Source organism: Shigella dysenteriae (assembly GCF_022354085.1).
GTDB classification, from domain to species: domain Bacteria; phylum Pseudomonadota; class Gammaproteobacteria; order Enterobacterales; family Enterobacteriaceae; genus Escherichia; species Escherichia coli.
This window is the reverse complement of the sequence record NZ_CP055055.1, coordinates 399393-417493: the sequence shown is the minus strand read 5'-3', so window position 1 is coordinate 417493 and position 18101 is coordinate 399393. Positions and strand designations below refer to the sequence as shown.

Below are 18101 nucleotides of genomic sequence, written 5' to 3'. Positions count from 1 at the left end.
GCTAAAACTCGAACTGATAGAGCAAATCCAGTGCCTGGTCTACACCAGACACGGCTTCCAGATATAGCTTAGGCATCAGGCGATAACGTAACGTGAGTGTTGCTATAGAGTCAAATATACCCACGCCGTATTTCACTTGCAGACCTGGCAATACATAGCCGCTGACCACCACCTGGGAGGAGTCGCCTACTCCCTGGGTGTCGAGCGCTAAATTGCTTACGCCAAACGTCTCGCCGATTTTACCCACAATCTGGCCACTTTGCGCAACCCCCAGACCAATCAGCATCGAGGTCATTGCCGCACTGTCGCTCTGATCGCTCTCCAGCCCTTGTCCACGTAGCAAATAAGACAATGCAGCTTGTTGCGACATCGCCGGGTCAGAGAAGATCTCCGCTTTCGGTTCGTCCGCCAGACCAGTGACGCGAACTCCGGCGATTACGTCGTCTTCTGTAGCATCCGGGTTCCGAATAGCTTCAATATTAAGATACGGTTGATCCGGCGGACCAGAGAACAGTAACTCACCCTTACGCACAATCAGATCCTGACCATAGGCATGGAAGCGCCCTTCAGGGATGTTGATCTGCCCGTTCAGGCCCAGCCCTTGTTTGTCCTGAACGACGTTAAGATCGCCCGTCAGCCGCGCTTTCAGGCCAAAGGCGTCAATGCGCACATTGTTGCCAACGTGGACAATCAGGTTACTGTTAATCGGAATCGACGCCGTTTTCGGCTCTTCCGGTTGCAGGTTATCGTTAAGCATCACCACATCGCTGGAGACGCCTACTGCGCTTTCCGGCAGATCGTGCACCACGATGCGCGCCCACGGGACATCTACGCGACCATCGAGGGTAAACAGGTTTGGTGTAGCCTCGAATACAACATCTGGCGATACATCCATTCGTACCATCGGCGGCACGGTGATCCGCACTTTACTGCCTTTCGCCGTTACCCGCGCCCGCCAGTTTTCAATTTGGCTCCAGTCGGCATCACCGTTCAGGTAGATTTCCCCCTGCTGGGTCCGTACTGTACCGGCAAGCGTCGAGCGCATACCGTTAAAGTTGACCGCAAGCTGGCTCGGTTGCATATCAAACGGCATAAAGTTGCCGTCGATATCCACACCAGTAACCTGAAGTTGACCAAACAACTGCGGGCTTTGCACATCACCACCCAGACGCAAGTTGGCACTCACCATCCCCGCTGCTTTTTCCCCACGGGTAAAGATGGGGTTTATCATCGCAAGGTTGAAGTTACGGATATTGACGTTGCCACCAAGATTACGGCGGCCTTGCGGATCGGTCACCTGCACCTGTCCATCAAACTGGCCGTTATTGGTCAGGCGGATGGTCCAGCCCAATTCGGCACGGTTGTTACGCAATTCCGCCGTCAGATTCAGCGTCTGAAACGCCACGGGCAGCGCCGCATCGTTGACGGTTTGCGTTACCTGCACGTTACGCCCCGAAAGGGTGATACTGCCCTGCGGCAGCCCCTCTTTGGTGGTGTCCCAGGCAACGTCCGCTTTACCCGTGAAGATACCGCTGGCCTGAGTGTTTTCTGGCATAAACGGTTTCAGCATGGCGAGGTCGAAGCGGTTGAGATTCACCACCGCACGCCCTTCGGCCCCCGCATCGATAGTTTGCGGCACACACAATTCCGCATTCGGGTTAAGCCAGCAGTGTGGCCCGATGCTGATTTTTTGCTCCTTATTGCGGTAATCCAGCGCAATATCGCGGGTCAGCGACCACGGGCCGACCGGCGTCTGGAAGCGGGTATTGCTAAGAGTTCCCTTCCAGCGTTCTTCTTTGCGATCAAAACTTCCTGCCAGATTAAGCTGCCCGGAGACAGGCTCGCCCTGAATCCGCAACTGTAGCTCGTGCTGCTTTTCGCTGCCTTTGGCATTCAGGGTGACGAGGTTGATATTTACATCCGGCTGCGAAATTTGCTCAACGCGTACGTCGAGTTTCCCGGCGATCTGATCGGTGGATTTAATGTCGCCTTCCACGCGAACCTGCGCCACGGAAAGTTCCTGCCAGCGCAGGCCGCGCGCGGTGATATCTGCCAGTAGTTGTGGCGCTTCCACCGTGCCGCGTACTTTCACCAGCCCTTTCGCTGTACCGCCAAGCCCCGGCAGCGCGTTATCCAGCCCCGGCGCGTTGATGGTGGCATCAAGATTGAGATCTTTTACCCCCAGCTCGCCTTTCACTTCGGCACTGTTTGGCCCCAGTTCCAGATGAAGCCCTGGGATCATCCACTGCATATAACTGTTGCCTTTCAGCGTGCCGTCAACGTTCACTTTGTTCTGTTTGACGTTACCGGTCAGCTTCAGTTCTGGCACCTCCATCTGCCAGGTGCCGCCGTACAGGCTACCGCGGGTTTTAATCAAGCCATTGAGTTTCGACGGCCACTCCGGGAACTCTTTGGCGGTGTTAATGCCATTAAGCGTTAGCTCACCGCGCCAACTAATGGCCTGTTGCCAGTCGAGCAACGCCTTGAGTTCAGTTTTCCCTTCCAGCGCCGCGACGGTGAGTTTGTCGAGATTGACCTGCTGTTCATTACCTTTGGCGTCGAGGGTAATAGTCGCGGGCGGGATCTCCTGTCCCTTCACTGCCGTACGCATAGAGAGCGTGTAATCGGTCATTTTGCCGGTAAGTTTCAGTTTCAGATCATCCGCCTGATACTGCTTCTCACCAGTGAACGGCCAGTAAAGCTGTTTGCTGTTCACTTCCACGTTGAGCGGCAATCCGGCTTCCGCCAGTCGCGTCTGGGCGCGTAAATCCATATCCACCGGACCGGAAAGGTTAACGCCTATCTCCAGCTGTTCGCGCAGCGCGCCGCCCACTTTCAGCTTCACCTTTTCACCTTTCAACGGCTCCACGTTCAGTGTGCTGTTGAGGGTGATATCCACCGGCCAGTTGTCTGACAGCTGCGCCGTGCCGCTGGCGTTGACGATCCCTTGATTGGAATCGATATCCAGGGCGTCCAGTTTAGTATTGCCGTCAATGCTGCTCACTTTCAGCAGCATGGTGCTCACGGTGATGTCCGTGTCGCCCGTCACGCGCAGCTGCTCGCCCTTAAACTCTTCAATGTTCAGGTTAAGCGGCAAATGCACGTCGGTCATTTCCGGCAATACCGGGCGAGAAAAGAGATCTTTGAGCGTTTCGCCGAGCGGCTTTTCCTCCGGCTGCGGATTTTCAATTTTCGGTTCGACCACTTCTTCCTGCGCCACTTCCGCCACTTTCGGCAGAGCAATCAGCAGGCCTTTCAGCGACGTCGGTTTCAGGGTCAGGGTTTTCTCCTGCCAGTTCAGGCCGGAGGTGAAGTCCATCACCGATACCGTGGTGTCATCAATCTTGATGTTGACGTTGTCCAGTGCCACCCGTGTCAGGGTGATGGGATACGGCGTGGAGAGATCCAGCGGACCGCTATCTTCCTCTTCTTCAACCTGTTCAGAAGGAGGCATTTTTTTACTGTCGATGTTGACCTGAATGTCTTTCAGCGCCAGGTCATTAATACAAACGCTACTGTTCCACAGGCACTCAAGCCCGACCGCCAGATGCAGATTGCCTGCTTTTACCGCCACGCCTGGCTGCTCATAACGAACGTCAGACAAGGTGAGATCGCGCCAGCCGCCGGTGACCTTGCCAATATCCAGTCCTGGCACCCAGCGATCCGCCGCTTTAAATACCAGATGCAGGCCGCTGGTGGTGCCCACCAGAAACGCCACCGATCCCAGCAACAGTAAGATAACGATAACCACGCCGAGGCTGATTTTTTTCCATAAACTCATAATTCTGGCCCCAGACCGATGTAAAACTGTAACCCGTGTTCGTCTTTATCCGCGACCGGTACGGCAAAATCGAGTTTGATTGGCCCGACCGGCGATTCCCAGCGCACGCCGACCCCGGTACCGGTTTTAAAGTCGCTGCGGCGAATATCGCTTACCGCTTCGCCACTATCGACAAACACCGCGCCCCACCATTTTCCGGTCACGTTGTACTGGTACTCCAGCGATCCGGTTATCAACTTCGATGCCCCTTTCAGGTCACCGTTGGCGTATTTCGGGGCGATAGATTTGTATTTGTAGCCGCGAATACTGCGATCGCCCCCGGCGAAGAAACGCAGATCCGGCGGTACTTTGTCGAAATCACCGGTTTCAATCCAGCCCAGCGTGCCGCGTGTAACAAAACGATGGCGATCGTACAGTGTGCGGATCCAGACGTTCTGCGCCTGGAAAACGGAGAAATCGACATCTGAACCCCAGGCCGTGTTGGAGTAGTCGATAGAGTAGCGTTGCGAGTCGCCCCAGGTTGGCATCAGGCCACCACGAGAACGCGTGCGGCTAATCATCACCCCAGGATAAAACAGCATCGTGGTGTTGGTAATTTCACCCTGAGTAAAGTGGTCGAGACTCCAGCGCAGGTTAATGGCACGCTGCCAGCCGCTGGAGAGATCCCAGTAGCGAGAAGCCACCAGCGTAGTGGAGTCAGACTCGGTATCGTTCAGGTCAGTGCGCTTAAAACCGCCCTGCACCAAATAATATTGTTCCAGTGGATTCTTCAGCAGCGGCATTTTATAGCTGAAGTCGAGGATCTGTTCCGGCGCGGAAATACTGGTACTGGTGGTCAGACTGTGACCATAAGAGTTCATCCACGGCTTTTTCCACGTCGCTTTCACGCGCGGTCCCACGTCCGTAGAGTAACCGACCCCGGTTTCGATGGTGTTTTCTGTTCGCGGCGAAACCACGCCCGTCAATGGTAATACTTTCGTTTCGCGCGCTTTATCAAATTGTGGAGCCACCACCACCGAGTTAAACCAGCCGGTAGCAGAAAGTCGGCGGTTCAGTTCTGCCAGATCTTTCGATTCGTACTCATCGCCCTCTTTAAACGGCACCAGATTTTGCAGGTATTCATCGCGGATTTGTGATCCTTCAAAGGTCACATGCCCAAAGCGGTAACGTTCGCCACTGTTATAATCAATATCCCAGAAGGCTTTATGCAGGCCGAGCGCAATGCCCAGCTGCGCTTTGGTAAATTCGCTATCGAAATAACCTTTACGCAACGCAATGCTGGTTAAGGACTTTTTGAAATTTTCATAATCGCCCTGGTTCAGTACCGTGCCAATAGCCGGGCGAGTATCGAGCAATTTCAAATAGTCTTTATCGGTCCGCGCGCCGCCGCGCAATACCACATCGGTGCCGCCAATTAACACCGGCACGCCTGGCGTGACTTTGGCGATCAATACCTGCCGCCCTTTCTTTGGCGGTGGACGGAGATCAAATTCAATGGTCGGCTGGTAATAACCCAGCGCTTTCAGACCTTCGCGGATAGCATCATCGACGCGTGCGCGAAAGCGACGGTCTGGCGTCACTTCATCACTTTCAATCGTAGAAAGCTGCGCACGAACGTTCTTTTCCAGCTGTCCCGATAACCCCTCGACCTGTAGACGGACGTTCGCGGCGACGGCAGATCCGCTTAAGCAGAGTAAGCTTACACAGCATAACTGTCGGATATAGCGCACATTTTCTCCTGAATATCCTTTTTTCCTGCCCCTGGAACGCCGTTAAACGGCTTAACAAAAATCCAGTAATATGGATTAAAAAGCAGACTAAACCCCAAATATTTCTTATGTTTTACTTTAGACCTATTCACGGTGGTTATTGTGTGCAAATACGCCTCTTGTTACAACCTTAACCCCAATGACCGATTTTCGGGAGAGCGACACCATGAGTTTATTTGATAAAAAGCATCTGGTTTCCCCCGCCGATGCCCTGCCTGGACGTAACACCCCGATGCCCGTAGCCACGCTGCATGCGGTCAACGGTCACTCAATGACCAATGTACCTGACGGAATGGAGATTGCCATTTTTGCGATGGGTTGTTTCTGGGGTGTGGAGCGTCTGTTCTGGCAGTTACCCGGCGTTTACAGCACCGCCGCAGGCTATACCGGCGGCTATACGCCAAATCCGACTTATCGGGAAGTGTGCTCCGGTGATACGGGTCATGCCGAAGCGGTACGCATTGTTTACGATCCTTCCGTCATCAGCTATGAGCAGTTGCTACAGGTATTTTGGGAGAATCACGATCCCGCCCAGGGAATGCGTCAGGGCAATGACCACGGCACGCAGTATCGTTCAGCGATTTATCCGCTGACCCCAGAACAGGATGCCGCAGCTCGCGCCAGTCTGGAACGTTTTCAGGCGGCGATGCTTGCCGCCGATGACGATCGTCACATCACCACGGAAATCGCTAACGCCACACCGTTTTATTATGCCGAAGATGACCACCAGCAATATCTGCATAAAAACCCGTATGGTTACTGTGGAATTGGCGGAATTGGCGTCTGTCTGCCACCGGAAGCATAGCGTTACGGGTACAAATGTAGATTGTTGATAAAGTGCGCTTTATTTATGCCGGATGCGGCGTAAACGCCTTACCAGGCCTACAAAATCGTCCAAATTCAATATATTGCAAGGACTGCGTAGGCCTGATCGGCATAGCGCATCAGGCAGTATTGCATTTATCAGCAGTCTGAATTTTAACCCTCTGGCGACTTTACAGTACCTTACGCTATACTAGCCACTGAAAATGCCGGTTCACTTTCTTCGAATCGGCTTTCAATGTGTATTTCACACAAATTAATCAACTTCCCCTTCCGAGGATCTGGCCTGAAAGGTCGGATAAGATATGTTAAACAGTATTTTAGTCATACTCTGCTTGATCGCTGTAAGTGCGTTCTTCTCGATGTCCGAGATCTCGCTTGCCGCCTCACGCAAAATCAAACTTAAACTGCTGGCTGATGAAGGCAATATAAATGCCCAACGCGTTCTGAATATGCAGGAAAATCCCGGCATGTTCTTTACCGTGGTCCAAATCGGTCTGAACGCAGTGGCGATTCTCGGCGGTATCGTCGGTGATGCGGCATTTTCTCCAGCTTTTCACAGCCTGTTCTCCCGCTATATGTCGGCAGAGCTCTCTGAGCAACTGAGCTTTATTCTCTCTTTCTCGTTAGTGACTGGCATGTTTATCCTGTTTGCGGATTTAACCCCGAAACGCATCGGTATGATTGCGCCAGAAGCGGTGGCTTTGCGTATCATCAACCCGATGCGCTTCTGCCTGTACGTTTGCACCCCGCTGGTGTGGTTCTTCAACGGCCTGGCGAACATGATCTTCCGTATTTTCAAACTGCCAATGGTACGTAAAGATGACATCACTTCTGATGACATCTACGCGGTAGTGGAAGCCGGTGCGCTGGCGGGCGTGTTACGTAAACAGGAACACGAGCTGATTGAAAACGTCTTTGAGCTGGAATCCCGTACCGTTCCGTCGTCAATGACACCGCGTGAAAACGTGATTTGGTTTGATCTCCACGAAGATGAGCAAAGCCTGAAGAATAAGGTGGCGGAACATCCGCACTCTAAGTTCCTCGTCTGTAATGAAGATATTGACCACATCATCGGTTATGTCGATTCTAAAGACCTGCTGAACCGCGTGCTGGCTAACCAAAGCCTGGCACTGAACAGCGGCGTACAAATTCGCAACACGCTGATTGTGCCGGATACGTTAACCCTTTCAGAGGCGTTGGAAAGTTTTAAAACCGCAGGTGAAGACTTCGCGGTGATCATGAACGAGTACGCGCTGGTGGTGGGGATCATCACCCTCAACGACGTGATGACCACGCTGATGGGCGATCTGGTCGGTCAGGGGCTGGAAGAGCAGATTGTCGCCCGTGATGAGAACTCATGGCTGATTGACGGCGGTACCCCGATTGACGACGTCATGCGCGTGCTGGATATTGACGAATTCCCGCAGTCGGGCAACTACGAAACCATCGGCGGCTTTATGATGTTTATGCTGCGTAAGATCCCGAAACGCACCGATTCGGTGAAATTCGCCGGCTACAAATTTGAAGTGGTGGATATCGATAACTACCGCATCGACCAGCTGCTGGTGACCCGGATCGACAGCAAGGCCACCGCCCTTTCGCCAAAACTGCCTGACGCTAAAGATAAAGAAGAAAGCGTCGCGTAACCCCCAGAAACATCAACGGCTCCTGAATCAGGAGCCGTCTTATTACTGCATAGCACTTTTTACTGCATAGCACTTTGGTTAAGCCATCTCTGTTTGCAGACGCATAACCTGACGGTTAACTTCGGACATCACTGACAAATGCAGCTTATCCTTCACTTTTGGGATAAGAATCTTACCCTTATCAAATTCAAAAGCGCCAACGTCCTTGATGTATAACCGTCCACGGAACAGGATCTTTACGTACTTCGCCACCTGAAGTGGGTTGTACCGTTGGAAAATTTTCATTGTTATCTCCTGCTGAGTATTACGCCTGTGCGGTGCCACAATCGGCCCAACTATTATGAGGCGCAAATTTTAATGCTTAGTGACTATAGACTATCCGGGCAATGTTTCCACCGCGTATAACTTTTTTTACCTAAAGGTTACAATTATTCAGAATTATCTTTTTACCGAAGCGCGGTCTTCAGTATAAGCATTCATTTTTCATATGATTTGTGCGCTTGACCGCAAACTGGCATCACACTTGCGGGAAATTCGATAAATAGCACATATGATTAAAACTCAGACCCAAGTGGTCGGATCACCTGCATATCATAAGAAGGAAACACCATGACCCTACGCAAGATTCTGGCACTCACCTGCCTGCTGTTGCCGATGATGGCTTCCGCACATCAGTTCGAAACCGGTCAGCGAGTGCCGCCGATTGGCATTACCGATCGGGGCGAGTTGGTGCTTGATAAAGATCAGTTTAGCTACAAAACCTGGAACAGCGCGCAGTTAGTGGGAAAAGTGCGAGTACTGCAACATATTGCTGGTCGCACCTCTGCAAAAGAGAAAAACGCGACGCTGATTGAAGCGATTAAATCAGCGAAGTTACCGCACGATCGTTACCAGACCACCACCATTGTTAACACCGACGACGCGATTCCGGGTTCCGGCATGTTTGTGCGCAGCAGTCTGGAGAGTAATAAAAAGCTTTATCCCTGGTCGCAGTTTATTGTCGATAGCAATGGCGTCGCGCGCGGTGCCTGGCAGCTGGATGAAGAAAGTTCTGCTGTAGTGGTGCTGGATAAAGACGGTCGCGTGCAATGGGCCAAAGACGGGGCGCTCACACCGGAAGAGGTGCAGCAAGTGATGGACCTGCTGCAAAAGTTGCTCAAATAATGGCAATAACATAAATTCTGGAAAAATAATTTTCCCCTATCGTTATCTATGGGATAGGGGAATTAAGTCTCTGAGTTCTTACGCCGAACTAATACTGGTAACGCTAGTTGCTCTTTTTTAAACGCCTCAATGGTCGATTTATATTTCTCGCAAATCTTTTCTTTGGTAATATCACTATCTGCGGCCAGATTCGCACTTACTATCGCATCCACTTGTTCGGCTAATTCGACTTGTTGGCAACCTGCATTAACCAGAAAATTATAAATAAGAGAGTAATCTTCATCCTCCAAAACAACAGAGGAACCATTACGAAAACTTTCATCCCCTCCATAGATTTTAAGCGCAAAGCCCAAAGATTCTATGACTATGGCAAAATTATCATCAATTATTTTTTCGTAAATATACCATCCATCGCATTCTTTAATTCCACCTCCTGGTATTTGGAGTTCAAATTTACCTCGTTTTAATTTGCTTACTATATCCTCCAATAAGGCATAACCTAAAGACACGTCACCAATCGCCTGGTGAATATAACCTTTAATCCTTTTCGGTATGTCAGACTGTTTTTTCTGCAAAATATCCCAGGCATACAATCTTCTGTTTTGTTCTAACGGAAACTCGCGGTTTTTGAAATCCATGAATGAGTTATATTCATTTATTGTTATGGGTATTTCTTCGTATTCAAATCCACTGCCTCGCAATGTCATTGTATATTCGGCACCGTTATCTTTAAGGCTGAAACTGATAAGAAACTTATCCATGGCGTTAACAGTTTCATTTTTTGATGAAAGCACCTGATAACTACTTTTATCAATCTGAGTTGCGCAACGAAAGAACTCCCTCAAAGTTAACAGGCTATCATAATTCGAAATCCAATCTTTTTTCTTAAATGCATGATAGATGTTGTTAAAAAAATTGTTTGAATGTGTTTTTGTATACGAAGACTTTACAAATAACTCCACCGCACCAATAAAATTATTGTGTCTGATCCTGGGTAACATATGACAACCTTATTTTATTTGGTTACTTTATGTCGCCATTAAATATCTCACTATAGAAGTAAACTATCAAAAAACGCTCATTATTAAAATGTAACTTATTAGCAATTGAATTTTTGCACTTTAAATACAATCTCTTTTTATTTATAACTTTTTAGGTTGGGAGAAATCAGGATGGCAGAATCAGGAAATACACTGTTTCTGCCATCTGAATTTAGTAAATAGACACTCTGAACCCCGGATTCAGGAACGACTCGCGCGGAGTGTAATCCAGCGGTTTACCCTGCCAGTCGTGAACGTGCGCTCCGGCAGCTGCAGCCACAGCATGTCCAGCGGCGGTGTCCCAAATATTCGTTGGTCCGAAGCGCGGGTACAGCTGCGCCTGCCCTTCCGCCACCAGGCAGAATTTCAGCGAAGAGCCGATGGACGTGGTCTGATGTTCGCCAAGCTGTTGCAGATACTCTTTCAGCTCCGCATCTGCATGGGAACGGCTGATCACCACCAGTGGCGGGCGCGCATCGCGGACCTGAATCTGCTTGCGCACACCGCACTCTTCTTTCCAGGCCTTGCCTTCTGCCGCGCTGTACATTACGTTCATTACCGGCGCATACACCACGCCTAAAATCGGTTTGCCATGGTCAATGAGCGCAATGTTAACGGTGAATTCGCCATTACGTTTAATAAACTCTTTAGTACCATCCAGTGGGTCTACCAGCCAGTAACGCTGCCAGTGCTGACGGACTTCCCAACCGGGAGGATCTTCTTCAGAAAGGACCGGAATATCCGGTGTCAGCGTACGTAAACCGTCCATGATAACGGTGTGTGCGGCAATATCCGCTGCCGTTACCGGGGAATTGTCCGCTTTGCTGACGACGTCCATCGGTTTCGTCCCGTCGTAGACCTGCATAATGGCATCGCCTGCATTCCGTGCAAGCTGGCATACTTGATCTAACATTTCTCCACCTCGTCTCTGTGAGCGGTGTTAACTTATTGTTTTACTTATACCCTATCGTTAATGAATGCGCCAACTGTGATAGTGTCATCATTTTCAAAGCGTAAAATTGTGGCATTCTTCACTGTTCTATAAGTAAGGCGTTTATTCTCCCTTTTCTTTCGTATTCCCGATGATAAAAGGATGTCCCTGATGATTAAGTTTAGCGCAACGCTCCTGGCCACGCTGATTGCCGCCAGTGTGAATGCAGCGACGGTCGATCTGCGTATCATGGAAACCACTGATCTGCATAGCAACATGATGGATTTCGATTATTACAAAGACACCGCCACGGAAAAATTCGGACTGGTACGTACGGCAAGCCTGATTAACGATGCCCGCAATGAAGTGAAAAACAGCGTACTGGTTGATAACGGCGATTTGATTCAGGGGAGTCCGCTGGCCGATTACATGTCGGCGAAAGGATTAAAAGCAGGTGATATTCACCCGGTCTATAAGGCATTAAATACGCTGGACTATACCGTCGGAACGCTTGGCAACCACGAGTTTAACTACGGTCTGGATTACCTGAAAAATGCGCTGGCAGGAGCGAAATTCCCTTATGTAAATGCCAACGTCATTGACGCCAGAACCAAACAGCCAATGTTTACACCGTATTTAATTAAAGACACCGAAGTGGTCGATAAAGACGGAAAAAAACAGACGCTGAAGATTGGCTATATTGGCGTCGTGCCGCCGCAAATCATGGGCTGGGATAAAGCTAATTTATCCGGAAAAGTGACGGTGAATGATATTACCGAAACCGTGCGCAAATACGTGCCTGAAATGCGCGAGAAAGGTGCCGATGTCGTTGTCGTTCTGGCGCATTCCGGGCTGTCTGCCGATCCGTATAAAGTAATGGCGGAAAACTCAGTTTATTACCTCAGTGAAATTCCGGGCGTTAACGCCATTATGTTTGGCCATGCTCACGCCGTTTTCCCGGGTAAAGATTTTGCTGATATCGAAGGGGCTGATATCGCCAAAGGCACGCTGAATGGTGTTCCGGCGGTAATGCCAGGCATGTGGGGCGATCATCTTGGGGTGGTCGACTTACAACTCAGTAATGACAGCGGTAAATGGCAGGTGACGCAGGCGAAAGCGGAAGCACGGCCGATTTACGACATCGCCAATAAAAAATCCCTCGCGGCGGAAGACAGCAAGCTGGTAGAAACACTCAAAGCCGATCACGATGCTACACGCCAGTTCGTCAGCAAGCCAATCGGTAAATCTGCCGACAATATGTATAGCTATCTGGCGCTGGTGCAGGACGATCCGACCGTGCAAGTAGTGAACAACGCGCAAAAAGCGTATGTCGAACATTACATTCAGGGCGATCCGGATCTGGCAAAACTGCCGGTGCTTTCAGCTGCCGCACCGTTTAAAGTTGGTGGTCGCAAAAATGACCCGGCAAGCTATGTGGAGGTGGAAAAAGGCCAGTTGACCTTCCGTAATGCCGCCGATCTTTATCTCTATCCCAATACGCTGATTGTGGTGAAAGCCAGCGGTAAAGAGGTGAAAGAGTGGCTGGAGTGCTCCGCCGGACAGTTTAACCAGATTGATCCCAACAGCACGAAACCACAGTCACTCATCAACTGGGACGGTTTCCGCACCTATAACTTTGATGTTATTGATGGTGTGAATTATCAGATTGATGTTACCCAGCCCGCCCGTTATGACGGCGAGTGCCAGATGATTAATGCCAATGCGGAAAGGATTAAGAACCTGACCTTTAATGGCAAGCCGATTGATCCGAACGCTATGTTCCTCGTTGCCACCAATAACTATCGCGCTTACGGCGGCAAATTTGCCGGTACGGGCGACAGCCATATCGCTTTTGCTTCACCGGATGAGAACCGCTCGGTGCTGGCAGCGTGGATTGCTGATGAGTCGAAACGTGCGGGGGAAATTCACCCGGCGGCAGATAACAACTGGCGTTTAGCACCGATAGCTGGCGATAAGAAACTGGATATCCGTTTCGAAACCTCTCCGTCAGATAAAGCCGCAGCGTTTATTAAAGAGAAAGGGCAGTATCCGATGAATAAAGTCGCGACCGATGATATCGGGTTTGCGATTTATCAGGTGGATTTGAGTAAGTAAAACACTTCTTTTTCGGCCTATAAATCATCAACCGCATCCGGCATTTATTGGCGGATGCGATGCTGGCGCATCTTATCCGCCCTACAAGCCATGAACCGTCGACCGGATAAGCGCAGCGCAGCCGGCAGTTATGCCGCACGTTCATCCCGCACCGCCAACACCTCGGGCAAATTCAACTCAATCCAGTCCGCCAGTGCAGCAACCTTTTCACTCACCTGCTCGCCCAGTGGCGTGAGGCTGTATTCAACATGCGGTGGCACCACCGGATACGCGATACGGTTAAGAAAACCATCCTGTTCTAACGCCTGTAACGACTGCGCAAGCATCTTTTCGCTCACCCCGCCGATTTTGCGCCGCAGGTCGCTAAAGCGATGAGTACCTTCGCGTAGCGCCACCAGAATCAACACCCCCCAACGGCTGGTGACGTGTTTCAACACCTCGCGCGACGGGCACTGTTCCGCAAAGAGATTACCCTCTTTCAGTTGTTGCGACAGGCTAACCTGACTCATTCCATACTTACCTTTTTGTGCGTACTTACTAAAAGTAAGTTTAGGTGTTAGCGTATTTAAACACAAGACAAAACGATGGAGACTTCCCATGATCGCTATTACTGGTGCCACTGGCCAACTTGGTCACTATGTTATTGAGTCCCTGGTGAAAACCGTTCCTGCCAGCCAAATAGTGGCTATCGCACGTAACCCGGCAAAAGCCCAGGCCCTGGCAGCACAAGGCATTACCGTGCGTCAGGCTGACTACGGCGATGAAGCCGCACTGACATCTGCACTTCAGGGAGTGGAAAAACTACTGCTGATCTCTTCCAGCGAAGTGGGCCAGCGTGCCCCGCAGCATCGCAATGTGATTAACGCGGCGAAGGCGGCGGGCGTGAAATTTATCGCTTATACCAGTCTGCTTCACGCGGATAAATCTCCGCTCGGCCTCGCCGATGAGCACATCGAGACGGAGAAAATGCTGGCTGATTCTGGCATCGTTTACACCCTGCTGCGCAACGGCTGGTACAGCGAAAACTACCTCGCCAGCGCACCGGCAGCACTGGAGCACGGCGTATTTATCGGTGCCGCGGGCGATGGCAAAATTGCCTCAGCAACGCGGGCAGATTATGCGGCAGCTGCGGCACGCGTGATTAGCGAAGCCGGTCACGAAGGCAAGGTTTACGAACTGGTGGGCGATAGTGCCTGGACGTTGACACAGTTAGCGGCAGAGCTGACCAAACAGAGCGGCAAACAGGTTACCTATCAAAATCTGAGCGAAGCCGATTTCGCCGCGGCACTGAAAAGCGTCGGACTGCCCGACGGACTGGCGGATATGCTGGCGGATTCTGACGTTGGCGCATCGAAAGGCGGTCTATTTGATGACAGCAAAACGCTTAGCAAATTGATTGGCCGCCCAACGACAACGTTAGCCGAAAGCGTAAGCCATCTTTTTAATGTTAATAACTAGTTAATTAAAGTGGCATCCTCCCGCATCCTCTCTGATAATGACGGGATGCCGGGAGCAATCATGTCTGCTTCCTGAACTTTCTTCTGACAGATCAATGGATGCCAGTAATGATTAGCGGCGTGCTGTACGCCCTGTTAGCAGGGTTGATGTGGGGGCTTATTTTTGTCGGGCCGTTGATCGTGCCGGAATACCCGGCGATGCTGCAGTCGATGGGGCGTTATCTGGCGTTAGGGTTAATTGCGCTGCCCATTGCCTGGCTGGGACGCGTGCGTCTGCGTCAGTTGGCGCGTCGGGACTGGCTTACCGCCTTGATGCTCACTATGATGGGCAACCTCATCTATTACTTCTGCCTTGCCAGTGCCATTCAACGTACTGGCGCGCCTGTTTCCACGATGATTATCGGCACCCTGCCGGTGGTCATTCCTGTCTTTGCCAATCTGCTTTATAGCCAGCGCGACGGCAAACTCGCGTGGGGAAAACTCGCCCCAGCACTGATTTGTATTGGCATCGGCCTGGCGTGTGTGAATATTGCTGAGTTAAACCACGGACTCCCCGATTTTGACTGGGCACGTTATACCTCTGGCATCGTGCTGGCGTTAGTTTCCGTGGTCTGCTGGGCGTGGTATGCCCTGCGCAACGCCCGCTGGCTGCGGGAAAATCCCGACAAACATCCGATGATGTGGGCAACAGCGCAGGCGCTGGTCACACTGCCGGTTTCACTTATCGGCTATCTCGTCGCTTGTTACTGGCTGAATACGCAAACGCCGGACTTCTCCCTACCCTTTGGCCCCCGTCCGCTGGTGTTTATTAGTCTGATGGTTGCGATAGCCGTGCTTTGCTCATGGGTTGGCGCACTCTGCTGGAACGTCGCCAGCCAGCTATTACCGACAGTGATTCTCGGGCCGCTGATTGTTTTCGAAACGCTGGCAGGTTTGCTGTACACCTTTTTACTCCGCCAGCAAATGCCGCCGCTAATGACGCTGAGCGGTATCGCGCTGTTAGTGATTGGCGTGGTCATCGCGGTCAGAGCAAAACCAGAAAAACCTTTAACTGAATCTGTCTCAGAAAGTTGACACGCTGGCAGTGAGTTAAATAAGCCTCTGCTACGTAAGGGTTATAGCTTTTGCCTTAAAGATGCATTTAAAATACATCTTATCTTATTAAGAATGAGGTATCAGCTATGGCTTATCGCGACCAACCTTTAGGTGAACTGGCGCTCTCTATTCCTCGCGCTTCAGCTCTGTTTCGTAAATATGATATGGATTACTGCTGTGGCGGTAAGCAGACGCTGGCGCGCGCGGCGGCACGTAAAGAACTGGATGTTGAGGTCATTGAAGCTGAACTGGCAAAGCTCGCTGAACAACCGATTGAGAAAGACTGGCGTAGCGCCCCGCTGGCAGAAATCATCGACCATATCATCGTGCGCTACCACGATCGTCACCGCGAGCAACTGCCGGAGCTGATTCTGCAAGCGACTAAAGTCGAGCGCGTTCACGCCGACAAACCGAGCGTGCCAAAAGGGCTGACAAAATACCTGACCATGCTGCATGAAGAGCTTTCCAGCCACATGATGAAAGAAGAGCAGATCCTCTTCCCGATGATCAAACAAGGCATGGGCAGCCAGGCAATGGGGCCAATCAGCGTAATGGAAAGCGAGCACGATGAAGCGGGCGAACTGCTGGAAGTGATTAAACACACCACCAATAACGTCACACCGCCGCCAGAAGCCTGCACCACCTGGAAAGCGATGTATAACGGCATTAATGAACTGATTGATGACCTGATGGATCACATCAGTCTGGAAAACAATGTACTGTTCCCACGCGCGCTGGCGGGTGAGTGATCTAAAAGCTGGATGGCATTGCGCCATCCAGCATGATAATGCGGTTATTTCCGCAGTTCAGCAGCCCGCTTCTTACCAATAAACAGCCAGCCCAACCCCAGCGCGATAAACCACAGCGGGGTAACCAGCAGCGCCTGGCGAGTGTCATCTTCCAGTGTCAGCAACACGACCACGAACACAAAGAACGCCATACATACCCAGCACATCAGCTTGCCGAGCGGCATCTTGTAGATCGACTTCTCATGTAGATGAGGACGCTGTTTGCGATACACAAGGTACGAGCAAAGGATAATCGTCCAGACGAACATAAACAGAATCGCGGAAACGGTTGTAATCATCGTGAACGCGCCAATCACACTAGGATTCACATACAACATCACCACGCCGCCGAGCAGACAGATACACGAGAACGTCAGCCCTTTCGCGGGTACTGCGCGCTTAGAAAGTTTAGCGAACGCTTTCGGTGCCACACCTTCCTGCGCCAGACCAAACAGCATACGGCTGGTAGAGAAGACGCCGCTGTTAGCGGAAGACGCCGCAGAGGTCAGCACCACAAAGTTGATCACGCTTGCGGCAGCAGGCAGCCCTACCAACACGAACAGTTCAACAAACGGGCTTTTCTCCGGGACTACCGAACTCCACGGCGTCACGGACATAATCACAATCAGCGCGAAGACGTAGAACATAATGATACGGATCGGAATGGAGTTAATCGCGCGTGGCAGTGATTTCTCTGGATCTTTGGTTTCCGCAGCTGTTGTACCTACCAGCTCAATCCCCACGAAAGCGAAAACCGCTATCTGGAATCCGGCAAAGAAGCCACTTAAACCTTTCGGGAACCAGCCGCCGTCATTCCACAAATGCGCGAATGACGCTTCCACACCAGTCGGTGACTGAAAGTGCATCGCCACCATGACCAGGCCGACGACAATCAGCGACACAATGGCGACGATTTTGATCATCGCAAACCAGAACTCCATCTCACCGAACATTTTCACGGTGGCGAGATTGAGCGTCAGCAGCAGCACTATCACCGCCAGCGAGGCGACCCAGTCGGAGAGATCGGGGAACCAGAACTGAGCATAAGCCGTGATCGCCACCACGTCTGCCATACCGGTTACAACCCAGCAGAACCAGTAAGTCCAGCCGGTGAAATATCCTGCCCACGGCCCGAGTAAATCGGAAGCGAAGTCACTAAAAGATTTGTATTCCAGATTCGAAAGCAGCAATTCCCCCATTGCCCGCATCACGAAAAAGAGCATAAAACCGATGATCATATAAACGAAAATGATCGACGGCCCGGCAAGGCTAATCGTTTTGCCAGACCCCATAAACAACCCCGTACCAATGGCACCGCCAATGGCAATAAGCTGAATATGTCGGTTTGTGAGATTGCGCCGTAGCGACTGTTCAGCCGGAGCCTGATCATCGGCAACGACTTTTACCTGATCTACCATGTTTTTTTCTTCCTGTACCTGTCTGTGTTGTTCAGGCTCTACGGCCTTTAGTCAGTCTATGATACGACGAAT

14 protein-coding genes are annotated in these 18101 nt (G+C 51.1%); 7 read left to right on the top strand and 7 right to left on the bottom strand.

Features of this window, described 5'->3' with window-relative positions; genetic code table 11:
* Position 1 precedes the first annotated feature (1 nt).
* Positions 2 to 3781 carry an autotransporter assembly complex protein TamB gene (gene tamB / locus HUZ68_RS02120; protein ID WP_239594017.1) on the bottom strand — a complete coding sequence of 1260 codons (3780 nt, stop codon included), beginning with the start codon at positions 3779 to 3781 and terminating at the stop codon, positions 2 to 4.
* Positions 3778 to 5511: an autotransporter assembly complex protein TamA gene (gene tamA / locus HUZ68_RS02115; RefSeq protein WP_001269316.1), complete on the bottom strand. Its 1734-nt coding sequence runs from the start codon at positions 5509 to 5511 to the stop codon at positions 3778 to 3780. Before tamA ends, tamB begins: the two co-directional genes overlap by 4 nt.
* Before the next feature lie 205 nt (positions 5512 to 5716).
* On the opposite strand from tamA, the gene msrA reads away from it, so the two are divergent.
* Both msrA and paeA read left to right on the top strand, forming a co-directional pair.
* On the top strand, positions 5717 to 6355 hold the full coding sequence (gene msrA, locus HUZ68_RS02110; protein ID WP_001295196.1) for a peptide-methionine (S)-S-oxide reductase MsrA: 639 nt from the start codon (positions 5717 to 5719) through the stop codon (positions 6353 to 6355).
* Positions 6356 to 6677: 322 nt separating this feature from the next.
* A complete protein-coding gene (paeA, locus tag HUZ68_RS02105) occupies positions 6678 to 8021 on the top strand; it encodes a polyamine export protein PaeA (protein WP_000935042.1) in 1344 nt (447 codons plus the stop codon).
* A gap of 78 nt (positions 8022 to 8099) precedes the next feature.
* On the opposite strand, the gene HUZ68_RS02100 is transcribed toward paeA, so the two are convergent.
* Positions 8100 to 8306, bottom strand: coding sequence for a DUF1107 domain-containing protein (locus HUZ68_RS02100; RefSeq protein WP_000689228.1), 207 nt, complete (start codon positions 8304 to 8306; stop codon positions 8100 to 8102).
* Positions 8307 to 8630: 324 nt separating this feature from the next.
* On the opposite strand from HUZ68_RS02100, the gene HUZ68_RS02095 reads away from it, so the two are divergent.
* Positions 8631 to 9185, top strand: coding sequence for a YtfJ family protein (locus tag HUZ68_RS02095; RefSeq protein WP_000175284.1), 555 nt, complete (start codon positions 8631 to 8633; stop codon positions 9183 to 9185).
* A gap of 62 nt (positions 9186 to 9247) precedes the next feature.
* Here HUZ68_RS02095 and ytfI read toward each other — a convergent pair whose 3' ends face one another.
* Both ytfI and cysQ read right to left on the bottom strand, forming a co-directional pair.
* Positions 9248 to 10186, bottom strand: a complete 939-nt coding sequence (gene ytfI, locus HUZ68_RS02090; RefSeq protein ID WP_000937664.1) for a protein YtfI — start codon at positions 10184 to 10186, stop codon at positions 9248 to 9250.
* Between the two features lie 211 nt (positions 10187 to 10397).
* Complete coding sequence (cysQ, locus tag HUZ68_RS02085; protein WP_000886909.1) at positions 10398 to 11138, bottom strand: 3'(2'),5'-bisphosphate nucleotidase CysQ; 741 nt, start codon at positions 11136 to 11138, stop codon at positions 10398 to 10400.
* 189 nt (positions 11139 to 11327) lie between these two features.
* Between cysQ and cpdB the strand changes: the two genes are divergently transcribed.
* On the top strand, positions 11328 to 13271 hold the full coding sequence (cpdB, locus tag HUZ68_RS02080) for a 2',3'-cyclic-nucleotide 2'-phosphodiesterase (RefSeq protein WP_000589431.1): 1944 nt from the start codon (positions 11328 to 11330) through the stop codon (positions 13269 to 13271).
* A 128-nt stretch (positions 13272 to 13399) separates the two neighbouring features.
* Here cpdB and HUZ68_RS02075 read toward each other — a convergent pair whose 3' ends face one another.
* Positions 13400 to 13780 carry a winged helix-turn-helix transcriptional regulator gene (locus HUZ68_RS02075; RefSeq protein ID WP_000084622.1) on the bottom strand — a complete coding sequence of 127 codons (381 nt, stop codon included), beginning with the start codon at positions 13778 to 13780 and terminating at the stop codon, positions 13400 to 13402.
* Positions 13781 to 13868: 88 nt separating this feature from the next.
* On the opposite strand from HUZ68_RS02075, the gene qorB reads away from it, so the two are divergent.
* The 3 genes from qorB (at position 13869) to ytfE (ending at position 16572) form a co-directional block, all read left to right on the top strand.
* Entirely contained in the window at positions 13869 to 14729 is an 861-nt protein-coding gene (qorB, locus tag HUZ68_RS02070; RefSeq protein WP_021578251.1) for an NAD(P)H:quinone oxidoreductase, read from the top strand.
* Positions 14730 to 14836: 107 nt separating this feature from the next.
* A complete protein-coding gene (locus tag HUZ68_RS02065) occupies positions 14837 to 15802 on the top strand; it encodes a DMT family transporter (RefSeq protein ID WP_001350569.1) in 966 nt (321 codons plus the stop codon).
* Between the two features lie 107 nt (positions 15803 to 15909).
* Positions 15910 to 16572, top strand: coding sequence for an iron-sulfur cluster repair protein YtfE (gene ytfE, locus HUZ68_RS02060; RefSeq protein ID WP_000331456.1), 663 nt, complete (start codon positions 15910 to 15912; stop codon positions 16570 to 16572).
* A 44-nt stretch (positions 16573 to 16616) separates the two neighbouring features.
* On the opposite strand, the gene cycA is transcribed toward ytfE, so the two are convergent.
* Complete coding sequence (gene cycA, locus HUZ68_RS02055; protein WP_000228346.1) at positions 16617 to 18029, bottom strand: D-serine/D-alanine/glycine transporter; 1413 nt, start codon at positions 18027 to 18029, stop codon at positions 16617 to 16619.
* Positions 18030 to 18101 lie beyond the last annotated feature (72 nt).